The 21,678-nt window shown below is 63.7% G+C and carries 9 protein-coding genes; 5 read left to right on the top strand and 4 right to left on the bottom strand.

Annotation, left to right across the window (positions count from 1 at the left end):
* Positions 1-22: 22 nt before the first annotated feature.
* Both EGM97_RS22775 and EGM97_RS22770 read right to left on the bottom strand, forming a co-directional pair.
* The gene (locus EGM97_RS22775) at positions 23-1,639 is read right to left on the bottom strand and encodes an acyl-CoA carboxylase subunit beta (RefSeq protein WP_238963680.1); all 1,617 of its coding nucleotides are present in this window, start codon (positions 1,637-1,639) and stop codon (positions 23-25) included.
* Positions 1,640-1,669: 30 nt separating this feature from the next.
* Positions 1,670-3,460 (bottom strand): acyclic terpene utilization AtuA family protein, encoded by a 1,791-nt coding sequence (locus EGM97_RS22770; RefSeq protein ID WP_238963681.1) that lies wholly within the window; start codon positions 3,458-3,460, stop codon positions 1,670-1,672.
* A gap of 292 nt (positions 3,461-3,752) precedes the next feature.
* On the opposite strand from EGM97_RS22770, the gene EGM97_RS22765 reads away from it, so the two are divergent.
* From EGM97_RS22765 to EGM97_RS22755, 3 genes are all read left to right on the top strand, one after another.
* On the top strand, positions 3,753-4,379 hold the full coding sequence (locus tag EGM97_RS22765; protein WP_238963683.1) for a TetR/AcrR family transcriptional regulator: 627 nt from the start codon (positions 3,753-3,755) through the stop codon (positions 4,377-4,379).
* 109 nt (positions 4,380-4,488) lie between these two features.
* Positions 4,489-5,265 carry a substrate-binding periplasmic protein gene (locus EGM97_RS22760; protein ID WP_238963685.1) on the top strand — a complete coding sequence of 259 codons (777 nt, stop codon included), beginning with the start codon at positions 4,489-4,491 and terminating at the stop codon, positions 5,263-5,265.
* Between the two features lie 69 nt (positions 5,266-5,334).
* Positions 5,335-6,348 carry a GNAT family N-acetyltransferase gene (locus EGM97_RS22755; RefSeq protein ID WP_238963687.1) on the top strand — a complete coding sequence of 338 codons (1,014 nt, stop codon included), beginning with the start codon at positions 5,335-5,337 and terminating at the stop codon, positions 6,346-6,348.
* A 71-nt stretch (positions 6,349-6,419) separates the two neighbouring features.
* On the opposite strand, the gene EGM97_RS22750 is transcribed toward EGM97_RS22755, so the two are convergent.
* Positions 6,420-6,968, bottom strand: coding sequence for an RNA polymerase factor sigma-70 (locus EGM97_RS22750; protein WP_238963689.1), 549 nt, complete (start codon positions 6,966-6,968; stop codon positions 6,420-6,422).
* Between the two features lie 271 nt (positions 6,969-7,239).
* Between EGM97_RS22750 and EGM97_RS22745 the strand changes: the two genes are divergently transcribed.
* The gene (locus EGM97_RS22745) at positions 7,240-20,226 is read left to right on the top strand and encodes a non-ribosomal peptide synthetase (protein ID WP_238963691.1); all 12,987 of its coding nucleotides are present in this window, start codon (positions 7,240-7,242) and stop codon (positions 20,224-20,226) included.
* A gap of 117 nt (positions 20,227-20,343) precedes the next feature.
* Here EGM97_RS22745 and EGM97_RS22740 read toward each other — a convergent pair whose 3' ends face one another.
* Entirely contained in the window at positions 20,344-20,607 is a 264-nt protein-coding gene (locus EGM97_RS22740; protein ID WP_238963693.1) for a hypothetical protein, read from the bottom strand.
* 163 nt (positions 20,608-20,770) lie between these two features.
* On the opposite strand from EGM97_RS22740, the gene EGM97_RS22735 reads away from it, so the two are divergent.
* Positions 20,771-21,577 (top strand): alpha/beta fold hydrolase, encoded by an 807-nt coding sequence (locus EGM97_RS22735; RefSeq protein ID WP_238963695.1) that lies wholly within the window; start codon positions 20,771-20,773, stop codon positions 21,575-21,577.
* The last annotated feature ends 101 nt before the right edge of the window (positions 21,578-21,678 follow it).

Genomic DNA, 21,678 nt, shown 5'->3' with positions numbered 1-21,678 from the left:
TTGCTCTCCTGGGCGGCTGCGGTCAGAAACGGGCGACTCCGAAACTGTTGGGTTGCAGTGAGCGGGCCTCGGCCTCGTGACAGATGTCCAGCAGGTAGCCCAGCAGCGTACGGGTGTCTCGCGGGTCGATGAGCCCGTCGTCCCACAGGTTGGCACTGCCGTAGAGGGCCGTGGACTGGCTGTCGAGTGTCTGCGCGGTGGTGTGCTCCAGCAGGTCCAGCATCTTCGGGTCGGGCGTGACGCCGTTCCTGATTTGCGTGGCTTCGGTGACGATGCGCAGCACTTTGCCGGCCTGGGCGCCACCCATCACGGCCGTGTGGCTGTTGGGCCAGGCGAAGATGAAGCGCGGATCCAGCCCGCGCCCGCACATGGCGTAGTTGCCGGCACCGTAGGAACCGCCCACCACGATCGTCAGCTTGGGTACGCGGGCGTTGGCCACGGCCTGGATCATCTTGGCACCGTGTTTGATCACGCCTTGCTGTTCCGCCTCGGTGCCCACCATGAACCCGGTGGTGTTGTGCAGGAACAGCAGCGGCGTGCGGCTCTGGTCGCAGAGTTGGATGAACTGCGCCGCCTTGCTCGCGCCCTTGGGTGTGATCGGGCCGTTGTTGCCGATCACGCCGCAGGCATGGCCGCGAATATGCAAGTGGCCGCAGACCGTATGAGGGTCGAATTCGCGCTTGAAGTCGAGAAAGTTCGAGCCGTCGGCGAGGCGGGCGATGATTTCGCGCACATCGTAGGGTTTCTTCGGATCATCGGGAACGACGCCCAACAGTTCTTCGGCAGCGTAGCGCGGTTCTGCCCAGCTTCGTTCAGGTCGTGGCGGCAACTGTGCATTCCAGGGCAGCAGGCTGACGATTTCACGGGCCAGGCGGATACCGTCGGCGTCGTTCTCAGCCAGGTATTCGGCGGTGCCCGCCACTTGGGCATGCATCTGCGCCCCGCCCAGTTCCTCCTCGGTCGCCACTTCACCGGTGGCGGCCTTGAGCAGCGGCGGTCCGGCCAGAAACAGCCGCGCCTTGTCGCGCACCACCACGACGTAATCCGACAAGCCCGGTTGATAAGCGCCGCCGGCGGTGGCCGAACCGTGCACCACGGTGATCTGCGGCAGGCCCATGGCCGACATCCGAGCCTGGTTGGCGAAGCAGCGTGCGCCTTCGATGAAAATCTGCGCGGCGTAGTTGAGATTGGCACCGCCGCTCTCGGCGAGGGTGATGAGTGGGAGTCGGTTTTCCATGGCGATCTGTTGCAGGCGCAGGGTCTTGTGCAGGCCGCTGGGGGAAAGGGTCCCGCCCTTGATGGCGCTGTTGTTCGCCACCACCAACACCCGTACGCCGCAGACGAAGCCGATACCCGCGATCAGGCCGCCGCCGGCCTCGCTGCCATCCTTGTCTTCATGCAGCTTGTAGCCGGCCAGGCCCGCCAGTTCGAGGAACGGCGCGCCGGGATCGAGCAGCAGGTTCAGGCGCTGACGCGGCAGCAATTGACCGCGCTTGTCGAACCGGGCCTGGGCCTGGGTGGCTTTCTCCAGCATGGCCTGTTCGAGTCGGCGCAGTTGCTCCACAGCGGTCAGCATCGCCGCATGATTGCGGGCAAAGTCGGCGCCGTGCGGGTCCAGGTGCGATTCGATGACGGGCATGGCCATGCCTCCTTGTCGGACTCGTTTGCGTCAGTTGACCCGGTCGGCGATGTCCTGGGGGACCGGAATCTGGATCTCCAGCAATTGCTGTGCGAACGCCTTGCCTTGGGGGTCGATGCGCAGGCTGGCGACACCACCACCGCCGAGGGCGTTTTCCAACAGGAAATTCAGGCTGTGGGTGCCCGGCAGGTACCAGCGTTCGACGCGGCCCAGCAACGGGTCGAGTACGTGGCTCATCCAGTCGACCATCACCTCCGGCGTCAGCGCCTCGGCGATCCACGGTAAATATTCGGGTTCCCGGGCGATCACGCCGATGTTGCTGTGGTTGCCCTTGTCGCCGGAACGGGCCACCGCCAGCTTGACCAAGGGGACGCTGGCGTCGGCCCGGCCCTGGGGTTTGGGCAGTTGCGGGGCAACGGGCAATTCGCGGGTTTCCAGCGGCTCGGGGACGGGCAGGGCACAGGGGTGGCGCTGGCCGTCGAGTTCGATTTCGAGTGGGCAGGCGGTTTTGGCGATCAGGAACGAGAAGAGGCGAATCAGCGGTTGTACCGTCGGGCGGCCGCCCGCCAGACCGGTCAAGCCCGGAGCCATGGCGGTGGCAGCCTGGGCGATTTCCCGGGAAAACAGCACCAGCGCCTGACGTTCCGGGTGGCGCACCGCCAGTTTGATCAGCACTTCGCGGCTGTCCTGGCGTTGGCCGTGGTGACCGTAAGTGGCCTCGCTGCCCAGCAATTCGACGCTCACTTCGCTGTAAGGCGCCCATTCCTGCTGGATGAACATCTGCGAGGTCCTGGCGATAATCGCCTGGCTGACCCGCTCGGCCTTGGCCACCGCATCGATGCCGGCAATCAGGCACAGGGCGGTGCAGCGAAAACCGTCTGGCCAGGTGGCGCACACCTTGTAGCGATCGGTGGGCGGCAGCCCCCTGGCGCCATGGACACGTACTGCCTGCTTGCCTTGCTGGATCAACCTGACGTGGCTGAAGTCACAGATCACATCCGGCAGCAGATAGCCTTGCGGATCGCCGATTTCATAGAGCAGTTGCTCGCCGACGGTCAGCGGCGTGACCAGCCCGCCGGTGCCTTCGACTTTAGTGACGATGAACTGGCCGTCCGCGCTGACTTCGACGATAGGAAAACCGATGTGCTCGTAATCCGGTACGTCCCGCCAGTCGGTGAAATTGCCGCCCGTGCATTGGGCGCCACATTCGATGAGGTGTCCGGCCAATGCGGCCTGGGCCAGTTTGTCGTAGTCGTGCCAGGCCCAGCCGAATTCGTGCACCAATGCGGCGCTGACCACCGCGCTGTCCACCACGCGCCCGGTGATCACGATATCGGCGCCCAGGCGCAGGGCTTCGACAATGCCGGGGGCTCCGAGGTAAGCGTTGGTGGAAATGCAGGTCCAGGGCAATGGCTCGCCGCTGAACATCTCGCGGATACCCTGTTCGGCGAGCTGTTGGCTTTGTGATTGCAGATCGTCTCCCAGCAGTACGGCGATCTTCAACGACACGCCCGCGGCGTCGCAGGCCGCTTGCAGGGCGGCGGCACACGCCTGGGGGTTGACCCCGCCGGCGTTGCTGATGACCCGGATGGCGTCAGCCTGCAAACGCTGGAGTAGCGGCGCCAGCACTTCGACGAAGTCTGTGGCATAACCCGCACGAGGGTCTTTCAAGCGTGCGCCGGCCATGATCGAGAGAGTAATCTCGGCCAGATAGTCGAACACCAGGTAATCCAGGTTTCCACCTTCGACCAGTTGCGCCGCGGCAACACGGGTGTCGCCCCAGAAGGCGCTGGCGCAACCGATACGGATCGTGCTTGGCATGGGGATCCCTCCAGCAAACGTGGTCCGAGCCTACCAAGCAAGCGCTTGGTATGTAAACGGCGTTGAGTTCTTTGGCCCGAGCGCTTGCTTGGTTGATCCACCCGGCTTAAATTGCCGGCGCCACGTCGAACGACTGTAGGCTATGTACGAAATCGCTTGAAACTTGGTTATGCGGCGTTAAAAACCGGCTCGGAATGCTCATTGACAACCAGTCAACTCCGCTTCCTCGCCGGTTTTTGCCTTGCCTAACCTGCGTTTCAAACAATTTCGTACACAGCCTAGGAGAGAAAGGGTGGATGAGCAAAAAGCCCTCAGGGTGATGCGGGAGTTGGTTGAACTCGGGCAACTGACCGATCCGGACAGCGCGCGCGGCAAGCTGCTCCAGACAGCCGCTCACCTGTTTCGCAACAAAGGCTTCGAACGCACCACGGTGCGTGACCTGGCCAGTGCCGTGGGTATCCAGTCCGGCAGCATCTTCCATCACTTCAAGAGCAAGGATGAGATTCTGCGGGCGGTGATGGAAGAAACCATCCGCTACAACACTGCGCTGATGCGTGCAGCCCTGGCCGAGGCGGGCAGTGTGCGCGAGCGGGTGCTGGCGCTGATCCGTTGCGAACTGCAGTCGATCATGGGCGGAACCGGCGAGGCGATGGCCGTGCTGGTCTATGAATGGCGCTCGTTATCCGAGGACGGGCAGCGGCAGGTGCTGGCCTTGCGCGATATTTATGAGCAGTTGTGGCTGGAAGTGTTGGGTCAGGCCAAGGATGCCGGGTATATTCGCGGTGATGTGGCCATTACCCGGCGTTTCCTTACAGGGGCATTGTCCTGGACCACCACCTGGTTTCGCGCCGAAGGCAGTCTGAGTCTGGATGACCTGGCCGAACAGGCATTGATCCTGGTGCTTGAAGAAAAACAATAACAGGGCTGTCCCATTCGCCGGCCGGGTGGCTGGCTAAATGGCTGAAACCGCCTAGCTTGAATGTATGACTTATGGGGAGTGGGTGACCTTGACGTGTTCGACGATGGGGATGACCTCCCGTGTTCTACTGGCCGTACTGGCCGTTTTCCTGGTCTTGCCCGCTTCGGCGGCGCAATTGGTTCGTATCGGTGCCGCGCATTTTCCACCTTATACGGTCCGCCCCGAGAATGGAGCCGACACCGGCCTGTTGCCGCAACTGGTCGAGGCCCTGAATCGCTCCCAGACCGACTATCAGTTCGTGCTGGTGCCGACGTCGATCCCGCGCCGCTTCAATGATTTCAAGCAGGGCCGGGTGGACATGGCGATTTTCGAGAACCCCGAATGGGGCTGGAAGGACGTGCCCCACACGGCGGTGGACATGGGCCTGGAAGACGCGGAAATCTTCGTCACCCAGCGCCTGCCAGATCGCCAGCAAAGCTATTTTGCCGATCTCAGAGGCAAACGCCTGGCCCTGTTCAGTGGCTACCACTACGCCTTTGCCGAATTCAACGCCGATCCCAAATTCCTGATCGGCCAGTACAACGCCACGCTGACGTATTCCCACGACAGCAACCTGTTGATGGTCCTGCGTGGGCGCGTTGACATGGCGCTGGTGACCCGTTCGTACCTGCACGATTACATCTTGCGCAATCCCGAAGTAGGTCCCCAGTTGCTGATATCCGACCGTATCGACCAGATTTACCATCACTACGCGTTGATCCGGCCCCAGGCGCCGATCACCAGCGAAGCATTTACCCGCTTGCTGCAAACGCTGCGGGACAACGGCGAACTGTTGGCGATTTTCAAGCCTTACCAGATCGCGCTGGTGCCGATGCACAGCCATTGACCGGCGACTAAATTTCCCCTACCGGCTCACGTCCCACGTTGACTACCGACGAACACGCGAGCCTCTGCCATGCCTGAACTCTTTCAACCGACCATGCTGCCCTTGCCCGGTGGGCGTCGCTTGGGTGCCGATGAAACCGAGCGCCATCTGAGCCTCATGCTCGAAGGTGCTCCGCTGATCCGGTTGCGCCTGGATCGTGGCCCCGAGCTGCGGGTGCATTTGCAAGAAATCAATGACCGTCCCGTGGGGCCGGCCCTTTGGGCAGCCTGCTATTGGCTGTTTGTCCGAGAGCCGCAGTGCCAGCGCCTGATCTGGCACCTCGCTGAGCGTCCCGTTGACGCCTTGCTCAGTGGCCTTCTGACGGCCACCGGGCAGGCCGACGAATATGTTTGCGAGCGCACGATGTTCTGGCAGTTGCCGCAACCCTGGCTGGGTGAGTCATTCAATGGCAGTTATCCGCAGCAGATGGTCATTACGGACGGCAAGCGGCATCCGCGTCGACCCGTGAAGCCTCGCGGCGAAGTGTATCGGCGTTTCGATGCGCGTCTGGGGGCCTGGGTGTCCTTGCGCACGCTGGAAATCGAGCAGGACCTGGCGCGTTTCAATCGCTGGCAGAACAGTCCCCGGGTGGCGAGCTTCTGGCAGGAGGAGGGCAGCCTGGAACAGCACCGCGAATACCTGGACAAGTTGCAGCGCGACCCACGGGTCCTGACCCTGATCGGTTGTTTCGACGACCAGCCGTTTGCCTACTTCGAAGCCTATTGGGCCAAGGAGGATCGTATCGCGCCGTTCTATGAGGCGGCGGATTACGATCGTGGCATTCATATGCTGGTGGGCGAAGAGCAGCACCGGGGCCCGCACAAGGTGGCGAGCTGGCTGTCGGCGCTGGTGCACTATCTGTTCCTGGATGACCCCCGCACCCAGCGCGTAGTGGCCGAGCCCCGTGCCGACAATGCACGGATGATCTGCCACCTGCACAACCAGTGTTTCCACTGCGAAAAGGAATTCGATTTTCCTCACAAGCGAGCGGCGCTAATGATCCTTGGGCGCGAGCGGTTTTTTGAGCGGTGTGCGTTGATGTAGGTCGGGGTGGTCTGCCGGCCGTCATCGCGGGCAAGCCTTGCCCGCGATGACACCAGGACTGACACCCAGCCTCAGCGCCGGGAAAAGGTGTCTGCCCGGATCCCCGACACCTTGCGACAGTGCACCAGAGCGTCGCGGATCATGAAGTTCACCAGAGTCGGCGAGACCCCCAGTTCCTTGGCGATGTCCTTCTGTGGGACGCCGTGCAGGCGGTACATCTCGAAGGCGTAGCGGGTGCGACTGGGCAGTTCGGTCAGCGCGTCCGCAATGTGCTCCAGCGTGGAAAAGTTGATGTGAGACGTTTCCGGCGAAGCACCCTGGATCACCACGTTCAGTCCTTCCTCCTCCGGCCCCGAATATTTCTGTTCCAGCGCCTGTTTGCGGTAGTGGTCGATCGCCAGGTTGCGCACGATCTGGAACAGGTAGCTGAGCTGAGCCTTGATGGAAGAGGTGATCTGGGGCGCCGATTGCAGCCGGAAAAACGCATCCTGTACCACATCTTCCGCGCGGGACCGGCAACCGGTGATACGTGCCGCGATCTTGACCAGGATCATCCGGTTATCGACGAACGCCTGAAGTAACGGTGAGTCGCACCTGCTTGTGGATACTTGTTCCGTCATGGAATTCACCTTGCTGCAAAAAGTTAGCAGGGCGGCCAATCGTCGGTTCCGTCCTGCACATCGAGCGCCAAATTAGGCTTAATGATAATTATTGTCAATTGAGAAAAAGAATTATTGATGAGCTGCGGTCCGGCGCGGGCGCTGCGACCCGTTGCCGCAGGAGACGTGGTCGTCGAACGGTCTGCAGCGCAGCGCCCCTGACTAATTATTTGCCTGTGTTGTCCGTTCCTTGGGGGACAACTTGCAAGCCGAATTTCAGGCAGGAACCCCCATGACCGACGCGTTCGAACTTCCCCGCACCCTGGCCCATGCCCTCCAGCGCCGCGCCGCCTTGACGCCGGACCGAGTAGCCTTGCGCTTCCTGGCACAGACGCCGGAACAGAATGTGGTGCTGAGTTATCGCGATCTTGATCTGCGTGCCCGGACCATCGCCGCCGCCTTGCAAGCCGACGCCACGCCTGGCGATCGTGCGGTGTTGCTGTTTCCCAGTGGCCCGGACTACGTCGCGGCGTTTTTCGGTTGCCTGTACGCCGGGGTGATCGCCGTGCCGGCCTACCCGCCGGAGTCCGCCCGTCGCCATCACCAGGAACGCCTGCTGTCGATCATCGCCGACGCCGAGCCTCGCCTGCTGCTGACCAGCAGCGATCTGAGCGAACCCTTGCAGGCCATCGAATCGGCGCCACCGCTGCTGTGCGTCGACCGCCTCGACCCGGCTTGCGCTGGACAATGGGTCGCGCCGACGCTCCAGGACGATGACATCGCTTTCCTGCAATACACGTCCGGCTCCACTGCATTGCCCAAGGGCGTGCAGGTCAGTCACGGCAATCTGGTCGCCAATGAACTGTTGATCCGCCAGGGCTTCGGCATCGACTTGAATCCCGATGACGTTATCGTCAGCTGGTTGCCGCTGTATCACGACATGGGGTTGATCGGCGGCCTGCTGCAACCGATCTTCAGTGGCGTGCCATGCGTGTTGATGTCGCCGGCGGATTTCCTGGCCAGGCCGTTGCGTTGGCTGGAAGCGATCAGCGAATACGGCGGCACCATCAGCGGTGGCCCGGACTTCGCCTATCGGTTGTGCAGCGAGCGGGTCAGCGACTCGGCCTTGCAGCGCCTCGACCTGAGCGGCTGGCGGGTGGCTTATTCGGGCTCCGAGCCGATTCGCCTCGACACCCTGGAACGCTTCGCCGAGAAGTTTGCGCCGTGTGGTTTCACTTCGGATAACTTCATGGCGTCCTATGGTCTGGCGGAAGCCACTCTGTTTGTCGCCGGCACGCCCCGCAGCCACGGCATTCCTTCATTGCGCATAGACGACGCGGCATTGGCGCAAAACCGCGCCGAGCCGGGGCAGGGCAGCGCGGTGATGAGCTGCGGTATCGGCCAGCCCGGACACGGGGTGCTGATCGTCGAACCCAACACGCGGCAACCGTTGGCCGATCAACAGGTGGGCGAAGTCTGGGCCACCGGGCCGAGCATCGCCCACGGTTATTGGCGTAATCCCGAGGCCACTGCCAAGACGTTCGTCCAGCATGAAGGCCGTACCTGGCTGCGCACCGGCGACCTGGGGTTCTTCCATGACGGTGAGCTGTTCATCACTGGCCGCCTGAAAGACATGCTGATCGTGCGTGGGCACAATCTCTATCCCCAGGACATCGAGCAGACCATCGAGCGTGAAGTGGAGGTGGTGCGCAAAGGCCGGGTGGCGGCATTTGCGGTAAACAACGGCGCGGAGGAAGGGATTGGCATTGCGGCGGAAATCAGCCGCAGCGTGCAGAAGATCCTGCCACCCGAGGCGCTGATCAAGACGATCCGCCAGGTTGTGGCCGACGCCTGCCAGCAAGCGCCGAGCGTGGTAGTACTGCTCAATCCCGGTGCCTTGCCCAAGACCTCCAGCGGCAAGTTGCAACGCTCGGCGTGCCGCACCCGCCTGGCCGATGGCAGCCTGGACAGCTATGCGCAATTCCCCTTGACCGAGGTCGCAAGTGCCCATGGGGCGGAGTCGGCCTCGCCGTTGCAGGCGCAGATCGCCCTCGTCTGGCGCGAGCTGTTGCAGGTGGACGAAGTGCAGGGGGACGATCATTTTTTCCTGCTGGGGGGCAACTCCATCACCGCCACCCAGATGGTTGCGCGGCTGCGCGAAACCCTGGGCGTCACGCTGGACCTGCGGCTGCTGTTCGAGGCGCCAACGCTCAACGCTTTCACGGCCGCCGTGGAGAACCGACAACAGGACGACAACCCGCCCCGGAACACGATCAACCCGTTGCCGCGTCATGAGGCATTGCCCCAGTCCCTGGCCCAGAACCGCTTGTGGATCACCTGGCAGTTGGACCCGACGAGCTGCGCCTACAACATCCCCGGCGGCTTGCACCTGCGCGGGGAGCTCGACGAAAGCGCATTGCGGTCCAGCTTCCAGCAACTGGCCGAGCGCCACGAGTCCCTGCGCACGCGGTTCCTGGAGCGCGATGGCGTGGCTTTGCAACAGATCGACCCGGCCACTGAATTCACCCTGCAACGGATCGACCTGAGTGATCTGCCGGCCGACCAGCGCGAGGCCCGGGCCGGGCAGATTCGGGAAGATGAAGCGATTGCGCCATTCGATCTGGAAAAAGGGCCACTGCTACGGGTCACCGTGTTGCGCCTCGACGAAGACGATCACCAACTGCTGGTGACGATGCATCACATCATTGCCGATGGCTGGTCGATGAACGTGCTGGTCGATGAGTTTTCCCGGTTGTACGCCGCTGCGTTCCAGGGACAGGTCGCTACGCTGGCGCCGTTGCCCTTGCAGTATGGCGACTATGGCTGTTGGCAACGCCAGTGGCTCGCCCAGGGTGAGGCCGAGCGCCAATTGGCGTACTGGAAACAGCAACTGGGCGATGAACAGCCGGTCCTGACCCTGAGCACGGATCATCCTCGCACTGCCCAACGCCGTCGCAGCGCCGCCCGTTATGGCTTGCGCCTGGACAAGCGCGTCGGCGATGCCGTGCGCCAGGTGGCCCAGGCTCATGAGGCGACCCCCTTCATGCTGTTGCTGGCGGCCTTTCAGGCCTTGTTGCAGCGCTATAGCGGTCAGGCGGATATCCGCGTCGGCGTGCCCAACGCCAACCGCCCGCGCCTGCAAACCCAAGGGTTGATCGGCTTTTTCATCAATACCCAGGTGCTGCGCGGGCAGGTCGATTCGCGCCAGTCGTTCGCCGCGTTGCTGGCCCAGGCCCGGGAGGCCACGCTGGGTGCCCAGGCCCATCAGGACCTGCCTTTCGAACAATTGCTCGAAGCGTTCCCGCAGGCTCGGGATCATGGCCTGTTCCAGGTCATGTTCAACCATCAGCAACGAGACCTGGGTGCCCTGCGTCGCCTGCCGGGGCTGCTGGCCGATGAGTTGCCGTGGCACAGCCGTGAAGCCAAGTTCGACTTGCAGCTGCACAGCGAAGAGGATCGCAACGGGCGGCTGACGCTGTCGTTCGACTACGCCGACGAGCTGTTCGACGCCGCGACCATCGCGCGTCTTGCGCGACATTTCTGCAACCTGTTGCAAGCCGTCTGCGCCGATCCACGACAAGCCATTGGTGATGTGCCACTGCTGACTGAGGAGGAACATGCGCAACAGCAGCAGTGGAGCGTTGCCCCGTGCACACCGGCGGCGCACTGGCTGCCGGAGTGGCTGAACGAACAGGCCCGGCGTACGCCGAGTCGCACCGCGCTGCTTTGGGACGGCGGCGAAATGACCTATGCCGACCTGCACACCCAGGCCAATCGCCTGGCGCACTATCTGCGGGACAAAGGCGTCGGCCCTGATGTGTGCGTGGCGATTGCCGCCGAGCGCTCGCCGCAGTTACTCATTGGCGTACTGGCAATCATCAAGGCCGGGGGGGCCTACGTGCCGTTGGACGCAGATTATCCCGCCGAGCGCCTGGCCTACATGCTCCAGGACAGCGGTGTCGACTTGTTGTTGACCCAGACCGCGCTGCTCGAACGTTTGCCGGCCTGTGAGGGCGTCAGTGTGATCGCCCTGGATGCGCTGCACCTGGAGCAATGGCCGGGCAACCCGCCGGGCCTGCATCTGCAGGGCGATCATATGGCCTACGTGATCTACACCTCTGGCTCCACGGGCCAGCCCAAAGGCGTCGGCAACACCCACGCCGCCCTGGCCGAACGCCTGCAATGGATGCAGGCCACCTATGGCCTGGATGAAACCGATGTGTTGATGCAAAAGGCACCGATCAGCTTCGACGTGTCGGTGTGGGAATGTTTCTGGCCGCTGATCACCGGCAGCCGGTTGGTGCTGGCCGGCCCCGGCGAACACCGCGATCCGCATCGTATTGCCCAGCTGGTCCAGCAGTTCGGCGTAACCACGCTGCACTTCGTGCCGCCGTTGCTCAGCCTGTTTATCGATGAGCCGTTGAGCGCTCGCTGCACCAGCCTGCGCCGGGTGTTTTCCGGTGGCGAAGCCTTGCCGGCCGAATTGCGCAACCGGGTGCTGGCACAACTGCCGGCGGCGCAACTGCACAACCGCTATGGTCCGACCGAAACGGCCATCAACGTCACCCATTGGCAATGCAGCGAGGCCGATGGCGAGCGCTCGCCTATCGGTCGTCCACTGGGCAACGTGGCGTGTCGTGTACTGGACAGCGAACTCAATCCGGTGCCGGCCGGGGTCGCGGGCGAACTGTGCATCGGCGGCCTGGGCCTGGCCCGAGGTTATCTCGGTCGGCCGGGCTTGAGTGCCGAGCGTTTTGTCCCGGATCCGCTGGGCGTGGCCGGTGTGCGCCTGTATCGCACCGGCGATCGGGCGCGCTGGAGCGCCGACGGGGTGATCGAATACCTCGGCCGCCTCGATCAGCAGGTCAAGCTGCGGGGCTTCCGGGTCGAGCCGCAGGAAGTCGAAGCGCGATTGCTGGCCCAGGAGGGCGTTGCCCAGGCGGTCGTACTGGTGCGCGATACCTCGGCCGGCCCGCAGTTGATCGGCTATTACACCGCACCGGATGTCACCGAGGCCCAGGATGACCTCGGCAACCGGCTCAAGGTGGCGCTAGCCGCCGAATTGCCGGAATACATGGTACCGGCCCAACTGATGCGCCTGGACGCCATGCCACTGGGGCCAAGCGGCAAGCTGGATCGCCGGGCCTTGCCCGAACCGCAATGGCAAGGGCGCGAGCACGTCGAGCCGGTCAGTGCCCTGGAGCGTCAGCTCGCCGGCATCTGGGGCGAGGTGCTGGGTCTTTCCCGGATTGGCTTGCGGGACGATTTTTTCGCCCTTGGCGGCCATTCGTTGCTGGCGACCCAGATCATTTCCCGCACCCGCCAGGCCTGCAACGTCGAGTTGCCGCTACGGACGCTGTTCGAGGCCAGTGAGCTGGGGGCGTTTGCCGAACAGGTACGCTCGATCCAGGCCAGCGGCCAGACCAACCGCCAGCCGCCCATCGAGAAAGTCGACCGCAGCCAACCGGTGCCGCTGTCCTATTCCCAACAACGGATGTGGTTCCTCTGGCAGATGGAACCGGACAGCCCGGCTTACAACGTGGGCGGCATGGCGCGGTTGCGCGGCGTGCTGGACGTAGGGCGTTTCGAGGCGGCGTTGCAGGCGCTGGTCCTGCGCCACGAGACCCTGCGCACCACCTTCCCGAGCGTCGATGGCGTGCCCCGCCAACAGGTGCACGGCGAGACGGGCCTGCGCATGGACTGGAAAGATTTCTCGACGCTGGCCGCCGAGGTCCGCGAGCAACGGGTGCAGGCACTGGCCGACAGCGAGGCCCATCGGCCCTTTGATCTGGAAACCGGGCCGCTGCTGCGAGTTTGCCTGGTCAAGACCGCCGAGCAGGAGCATTACCTGGTGCTGACCCTGCACCACATCGTCACCGAAGGCTGGGCGATGGACATTTTCGCCCGAGAGCTGAGTGCGCTATACGAAGCCTTCATTGACGACCGCGAGTCGCCCCTGGAGCCGCTGCCCGTGCAATACCTGGACTACAGCGTCTGGCAGCGCCAGTGGCTGGAATCCGGTGAGCGCCAACGGCAACTGGACTACTGGACCACGCAACTGGGCCATGAACATCCACTGTTGGAACTGCCCAGTGACCGTCCGCGCCCGCCGGTGCAGAGCCATCGCGGCGAGCTGTTGCGTTTCGACCTCAGCGACGATCTGGCCGCCAGGGTCCGCGAGTTCAACGCCCGACACGGCCTGACGTTGTTCATGACCATGACCGCCGCCCTGGCTGTGCTGCTTTATCGCTACAGCGGGCAGACTGACCTGCGCATCGGGGCGCCGGTGGCCAACCGTATCCGGCCGGAAAGCGAAGGGCTGATTGGTGCGTTCCTCAACACCCAGGTGCTGCGCTGCCAACTGGACGGGCAGATGTCGGTGGGCGAGCTGTTCGAGCAGGTGCGTCACACGGTGATCGAAGGCCAGTCCCACCAGGACCTGCCGTTCGACCATCTGGTGGAGGCTCTGCAACCGCCGCGCAGCGCGGCCTACAACCCGCTGTTCCAGGTGATGTGCAACGTGCAGCGCTGGGAATTCCAACAGAGCCGCACATTGGCCGGGATGACGGTGGAGTATCTGGTCAACGATGCGCGGGCCACCAAGTTCGATCTCAACCTGGAGGTCACCGAGCTGGATCATCGCCTGGGTTGCTGCCTGACCTACAGCACCGACCTGTTCGATGAACCACGCATCGCGCGCATGGCCGGGCATTGGCGCAACCTGTTGGAGGCGCTGCTGGACGATCCGACCCGGCGCCTGAGCGAGCTGCCGCTGCTGGACGCCAGCGAGCGGGAACAACTGTCGCGCAGCCTCGGCGCTGAACCCGGCGCCCACCGCCTGGACCAGTGCCTGCACCCCCTGTTCAGCGAACAGGCCCAGGTCCGTCCCGAGGCACCGGCCCTGACCTTTGCCGGCCAGACCCTGAGCTATGGCGAACTCGACAGGCGCGCCAATCGCCTGGCCTGGATGCTGCGTGAGCGCGGTGTCGGGCCCCAGGTACGGGTGGGCCTGGCGCTGGAACGCTCGCTGGAGATGGTCATTGGCCTGTTGGCGATTCTCAAGGCCGGCGGCGCGTACGTGCCGCTGGACCCGGAATACCCGCTGGATCGTTTGCACTACATGATCGAAGACAGCGGCGTCGGATTGCTACTCAGCGACCGGGCGATGTTCCAGGCCCTGGGCCCGTTGCCGGACGGCGTCGGGCGCTGGTGCCTGGAAGAGGACACGACGGCCCTGGCGCAATACCCGGAACAGGCGTTGCCATTGGTCAATCTGCCACAACACCCGGCCTATCTGATCTACACCTCAGGCTCCACCGGCAAGCCCAAGGGCGTGGTGGTGTCTCACGGTGAAATCGCCATGCATTGCCGGGCGGTGATTCAGCGTTTCGGCATGCGCCCGGATGATTGCGAGTTGCATTTCTATTCCATCAACTTCGACGCCGCCACCGAGCGCCTGCTGGTGCCGCTGCTCAGCGGTGCCCATGTGGTACTGCGAGCCCAGGGGCAATGGGACGCCCAGGAAATCTGCGGATTGATCCGTGAACAGGGCGTGAATGTGCTCGGTTTCACGCCCAGCTACGGCAGCCAGCTTGCCCAATGGCTGGCGTCCCAGGGGCAAACGCTGCCCGTACGCATGTGCATCACCGGCGGTGAGGCCTTGACCGGAGAGCATCTGCAGCGCATTCGAGCAGCGTTTACTCCGGCACTGTTTTTCAACGCCTATGGGCCGACGGAAACCGTCGTCATGCCACTGGCGTGCCTGGCGCCCGAGCAGTTGGAGGAGGGCGCGGGCAGCGTGCCGATCGGCAGCGTGGTCGGCGCCCGGGTGGCCTATATCCTCGACGCCGATCTCGCCTTGGTGCCACAAGGGGCGACCGGCGAGCTGTATGTCGGTGGCGCCGGGCTGGCCCAGGGGTATCACCAGCGTCCGGGCATGACCGCCGAACGTTTTGTCGCCGACCCGTTCGGCACCGACGGTGGACGGCTCTACCGCACCGGCGACCTGGTGCGCCAGCGTGCCGATGGTCTGGTCGAATACCTGGGGCGCATCGACCACCAGGTGAAAATCCGCGGCTTCCGTATCGAACTGGGGGAAATCGAAACCCGCCTGCTGGAACACGCTGCGGTGCGCGAGGCCGTGGTACTGGCGCTCGACATGCCGGGGGGCAAGCAGTTGGCTGCCTATCTGGTGACGGACGTCGCCGCACAAGATGCCGACCAACAAGCGATCCTGCGCGAAGCCCTGAAGACCCATCTCAAGGCGCAACTGCCAGACTACATGGTGCCCACGCACCTGATCCTGCTGGCGAGCATGCCGCTGACCGCCAACGGCAAGCTCGACCGCCGTGCCTTGCCGGCGCCGGACCCAGAGCTCAATCGTCAACGCTATGTGGCGCCGAGCAATGCCCTGGAGCAGACCCTGGCGGCCATCTGGTGCGAAGTGCTGAACGTGGGGCAGGTCGGCCTCAACGACAATTTCTTCGAATTGGGCGGCGATTCGATCCTGTCCATCCAGGTCGTCAGCCGGGCTCGGCAGCAGGGTATTCACTTCACGCCTCGTGACTTGTTCCAACACCAGACGGTGCAGACCCTGGCGGCTGTCGCCACCCGTAGCGAGCAGGTCAGCGCCGAACAGGGCCTGTTGAGCGGCGAGTCGGGATTGACACCGATCCAGCATTGGTTCTTCGAGCGCCCTATCCCCCATCGACAGCATTGGAACCAGGCGCTGTTGCTGGAGCCGGCCACGATCCTGGATCTTCAGTCGCTGGAACAAGCGTTGCGGGCTGTTTTCCAGCAGCACGATGCCTTGCGCCTGGGCTTTGATGAGGCCGCCGGTCACTGGCGCGCCGAACATCGGCCGGTGTCGGATGCTGCGTTGTTGCAGTCGTTGTCCGTCGAGTCTGTGGAGCACTGCGAAGCTTTGTTCGAACAGGCCCAACGTAGCCTGGACTTGTCGGGCGGTCCGTTGCTCAAGGCGGTGCTGGTGCAGGTGCCCGACGGGCGGCAGCGCCTGCTGATCGTCATTCACCACCTGGTGGTCGACGCGGTGTCGTGGCGTGTGTTGATGGAGGACCTGCAAATCGCCTATCGCCAGATCAGCGCTGGGCAACAGGTGCGGCTGCCAGCCAAGACCAGCCCGTTCCGTGACTGGGCGGCACGCTTGCAGGCCTACGCCGGCAGTGAATCCCTGCGCGAGGAACTGGGCGGATGGCAGGAGCGCTTGAGTGGTCCGGCTGTGGCATTACCTTGCGCCCACCCTGACGGTGGTCTTCAAGAGCGTCACGGGCAAACTGTCAGCGTGCGCCTGGACGCCGAGCGCACGCGGCAATTGTTGCAACAGGCACCGAGCGCCTACCGCACCCAGGTCAATGACCTGTTGTTGACGGCACTGGCGAGGGTGCTGTGCCGCTGGAGCGGTCATGAGTCGGCGCTGGTCCAACTCGAAGGCCACGGTCGAGAGGCGCTGTTCGATGACCTCGACCTGACCCGCACCGTGGGTTGGTTCACCAGTGTCTATCCGGTGCGCCTGAGCCCGTCGGGTGAAGATCTCGGCGCATCGATCAAGGCCATCAAGGAGCAACTGCGCGCCGTGCCCCACAAGGGCCTCGGGTACGGTGTGCTGCGCTACCTGGCCGACGCGGCCACTCGCGAGGCGATGGCAGCTCTGCCGCAAGCGTCCATTACCTTCAACTACCTGGGGCAGCTCGACCAGACCCTGGGCCACGACGCCTTGTTCCAACCGCTGGACGCACCGCTGGGGGCGATCCATGATCCCGATTCGCCGCTGCCCAACGAATTGAGTGTCGACAGTCAGGTCAGTGGTGGCGAGCTGGTGCTGCGCTGGACGTTCAGTGGCGAGCGCCACGACCGGCAGGCCATCGCCGCCCTGGCCGATGCCTACCTTGACCAATTGCACGCTCTGATCGCCCATTGCCTGACAGGCGAGGCGGGCGGCCTGACGCCATCGGACTTCCCGCTGGCGAAACTGACCCAGGACCAGCTCGACAGCCTGCCCGTACCGGCGGCCCAGATCGAAGACGTCTACCCGCTGACCCCGATGCAGGAGGGCATGTTGCTGCACACCCTGCTGGAGCCGGGCACGGGCCTGTACTACATGCAGGACCGCTACCGCATCGACAGCGATCTGGACCCCCAGCGTTTCGCCCAGGCCTGGCAGGCGGTCGTCGCCCGTCACGAAGCCTTGCGCGCCTCGTTCTGCTGGAACGTCGGCGAAGACATGCTGCAGATCATCCACAAGCCCGGTAACACGCCCGTGGATTATCTCGACTGGCGCGAAGTACCCGAGGACCAGCAGGAAGAAAAGCTCCAGGCGCTGCTCAAGCGCGAGCGCGAAGCCGGTTTCGATCTGCTGAGCCAGGCGCCGTTCCATCTGCGGCTGATCCGGGTCGGCGCGACGCGCTACTGGTTCATGATGAGCAACCACCACATCCTGATCGATGCGTGGTGCCGTTCGTTGCTGATGGATGATTTCTTCGAGCTCTACACCGCCCTTGGCGAACACCGTGAGCCTCGCCTGGCGATGCCGCCGCGCTACCGCGACTACATCGGCTGGCTGCAACGTCAGAGCCTGGCCGAGGCCCGGCAGTGGTGGAAGCACAATCTGCAAGGTTTCGAACGGACCACGCCAATCCCCGGCGACCGGCCGTTCCTGCGCGAACACGCCGGTGACAGCGGCGGCATGGTCGTCGGCGATTGCTACACCCGACTCGACCCACGGGACGGCGCACGACTGCGGGAACTGGCCCAGGCCCACCAACTGACGGTCAACACCTTCGCCCAGGCGGCGTGGGCCCTGGTGCTGCGGCGGGTGAGCGGCGACCGGGACGTGCTGTTCGGGGTCACCGTGGCCGGACGCCCCGTGGAACTGCCACAGATGCAACGTACCGTGGGGCTGTTCATCAACAGCGTCCCGTTGCGGGTGCGGATACCCGAGGAACATCAGCGCCGCACGGTGCGCCAATGGCTGGGCGAACTGCTGGACAGCAACATGCACCTGCGCGAGTACGAATACCTGCCGCTGGTGAGCATCCAGGAAGTCAGTGAGCTGCCCAAGGGCCAGCCGTTGTTCGACAGCCTGTTCGTGTTCGAAAACGCGCCGGTGGAGGTTTCGGTGCTGGACCGCGCCCGGAGCCTCAACGCCACCTCGGACTCCGGTCGCACCCACACCAACTTCCCGCTGACGGCGGTTTGTTATCCGGGGGATGACCTGGGCTTGCACCTGTCCTACGACCAGCGTTATTTCGATGAGCCAACCGTCCAGGGGCTGCTGGGTGAGTTCAAGCGCTTGCTGTTGGCCTTGATGGAGGGGTTGCACGGTGACATGGCCGAGCTGCCACTGGTGGGTGTTGAGGAACAGGATTTCCTGATCGAAGGTTGCAACCAGAGCGAGCGGGCATATCCACTGGACCGCAGTTACGTCGAGCTGTTCGAGGCCCGGGTCGCCGCCCATCCGCAACGCATCGTCGCCACCTGTCTTGACCAGCAGCACAGCTACGCCGGGTTGAACCTGTGCAGCAACCGCCTCGGCCATGTCTTGATCGCTGCCGGCGTGGGCCTCGATCAACCGGTGGCGCTGCTGGCCGAGCGGGGCCTGGATCTGCTGGGCATGATCATCGGCAGCTTCAAGGCCGGTGCCGGTTACCTGCCGCTGGATCCCGGCCTGCCAAACCAGCGCCTGGGGCGGATCCTGGCCATGAGCCGCACACCGCTTTTGGTCTGCACCCAGGCCTGTCACGCCCAGGCCGTGGCGCTGCTCGACGAATTCCCCTGTTCCGAGCGGCCGAAGCTGCTGGTGTGGGAAGCCGTCCAGGCCAGCGATGTTTCGCCGCAGAACCCTGGTGTCTACAGTGGTCCGGACAACCTCGCCTATGTGATCTACACGTCAGGATCCACCGGGCAGCCCAAAGGCGTGATGGTGGAGCAGCGCGGCATGCTCAATAACCAGCTCAGCAAGGTGCCTTACCTGGCGTTGAGCGAGTCCGACGTGATCGCCCAGACGGCTTCCCAGAGCTTTGATATTTCGGTCTGGCAGTTCCTCGCCGCGCCGTTGTTCGGCGCTCGTGTGGACATCGTGCCCAACGCCATCGCCCATGATCCGCAAGGGTTGCTGATGCATGTCCAGCGCCAGGCAATCACCGTGCTGGAGAGTGTGCCGTCGCTGATCCAGGGCATGTTGGCCCAGGAGCATGTCGGCATGGACGGCCTGCGCTGGATGTTGCCCACCGGCGAAGCGATGCCGCCGGAACTGGCCCGTCAATGGCTGTCGCGTTACCCGGACATCGGCCTGGTGAACGCCTACGGTCCGGCAGAGTGCTCCGATGATGTGGCGTTCTTCCGCGTCGATATGGCGTCGACCCGTGGCAGCTACCTGCCCATCGGCACGCCCACCGACAATAACCGTTTGTACCTGCTCGACGGTGCGCTGGACCTGGTACCGCTGGGGGCCGTGGGTGAGCTGTGCGTGGCGGGTACCGGCGTCGGGCGCGGTTACGTCGGCGATCCATTGCGCACCGCCCCGGTGTTCGTGCCGAACCCGTTCGGCACGCCGGGGGAGCGGTTGTACCGCACCGGTGACCTGGCGCGTCGGCGCAGCGATGGTGTGTTGGAGTACGTCGGGCGCATCGACCACCAGGTCAAGATCCGGGGCTACCGCATCGAACCGGGGGAAATCGAGGCGCGACTGCATGAGCAGCCGGAGCTGCGGGATGCGGCGGTGGGGGTACAGGAGGGTGTCAACGGCAAGCATCTGGTGGGCTACCTGGTCGCTTCGGATTCAATGTTGCAAGCGACCGAACGCCTGGAGCGCATCAAGCAGCGTCTGCGGGCGGAACTGCCGGAATACATGGTGCCGCTGCACTGGCTATGGCTTGAATGCCTGCCTCGCAACGCCAACGGCAAGCTCGACCGCAACGCCTTGCCGGCCCTGGAAATCGGCCAGTTGCACAGCCAGGATTACCAGGCACCCCGTACCGGGCTGGAGCAGACCCTGGCGGATATCTGGGCACAGGTGCTGAAGGTCGAGCGGGTGGGCGTGCGGGATAACTTCTTCGAACTGGGCGGCCATTCGTTGCTGGCGACGCAAATTGCCTCACGAGTACAAAAGGTCCTGCAACGCAATGTACCGCTGCGAGCCATGTTCGAATGCAGCACCGTGGAGGAACTGGCCGCGTACATCGAAGGGCTGGCGGCCGGAGAAATCACCGAGGAGAAAGTGGATCGGTTGAATGACTTGATGGCGGAGCTGGAGGGTATGTAGACAAGGGCTTTGATGGCTTCATCGCGGGCAAGCCTTGCTCCCACAAGGTATCTGTATCCACATATGGATCGGTGTACACAGGACGTGTGGGAGCAAGGCTTGCCCGCGATGAGGCCATCAGCTTTGGCAACATTCTTCTGGCTTGCTGAAGAAGGTCACGCCGGAAGCAAAGGCGCCGATTTCCTGAAAGGTGTCATTGACGGCATCCAGCAACCCGAACTGCTCCGAGGTCTGGGTGTTGCCATAAACCGCCAGCAACGCCTCAAAAAACAGCAGCTTTCCTTTGGCCCTCTGCCCCGAAGCCTTCGTGGTATCCACGGCTTTCGGTCTCAAGAGATCAACTTGCGCCTGGGCGAACGCTTGAAGCTCGGCCTTGGTCATGACGGTTCTCCACCCATCGATGTCGGGTCTTCACCCTATCGCCAGCGCCCCGGCAAAACTACTGTCAGGTCTTACAGGTCCGTCCAGGCAAGCGGCGATTGACGGCGTGCGCTTTGTCACGTCAGGCTGTCGCGGTTTTCCATATTCAACAAGGAGGTCATCGATGCCCTTTGCCAACATTGACGGACAACCGCTCCATTACCTGGACCAGGGGCGCGGCCCTGTGGTGGTACTGGGCGGCAGCTATTTGTGGGATCACGCCATGTGGGCGCCGCAGATCGAGGCGTTGTCCCGGCACTTCCGCATCATCGCCCCGGATCTGTGGGGGCATGGTCAATCCGGGCGCTTGCCCGAGGGTATGAGCTCCCTCGATGACCTGGCCCGCCAGATGACGGAATTGATGGATTACCTGAGCATCGATTGCTTCAGCCTGGTAGGACTTTCGGTGGGCGGGATGTGGGGCGCGCGGCTGGCGCTCGCGGCGCCGAAACGGGTCCAGGCACTGGTTTTGATGGACACCTACGTGGGCGTCGAGCCGGAGCCGACCCGCCAGTATTATTTTTCGCTGTTCGACAAGATCGAAGCCAATGGCAGCATCCCCGAGCCGTTGCTGGACATTATCGTGCCGATCTTCTTCCGGCCGGGCATCGACCCGCAATCACCGCTGTACCAGCAGTTCCGCGCCACCCTGGCGGCTCTCCCGACCGACCGCTTGCGCGACAGCATCGTGCCGCTTGGCCGGATCATCTTCGGTCGGGACGACATCCTGCCACGCCTGCGTGAACTGGACCCTCGGCGTACGCGGGTCATGTGCGGCGACCAGGACAAACCCCGTCCGCCGTCCGAGTCCCAGGAAATGGCCGAGCTGATTCGCTGCCCCCATATTCTGATTCCCGATGCGGGGCATATCTCCAACCTGGAGAACCCAGCCGCCGTGACCACCGCATTGTTGGAGTTCCTGGGTAACTGACGCGCCACTGTGGGAGCGGGGTTGTTCGGGGAAGGGGGGTGTTAGATGGAAATTCCCGACCGAAAAAACGATTTCCCGAGCAAGACCACCCCCACCAAGAG

Origin of the sequence: Pseudomonas sp. AF32 (genome assembly GCF_022342325.2) — a bacterium.
GTDB classification, from domain to species: domain Bacteria; phylum Pseudomonadota; class Gammaproteobacteria; order Pseudomonadales; family Pseudomonadaceae; genus Aquipseudomonas; species Aquipseudomonas uvaldensis.
This window is presented reverse-complemented; position numbering and strand designations above follow the sequence as displayed.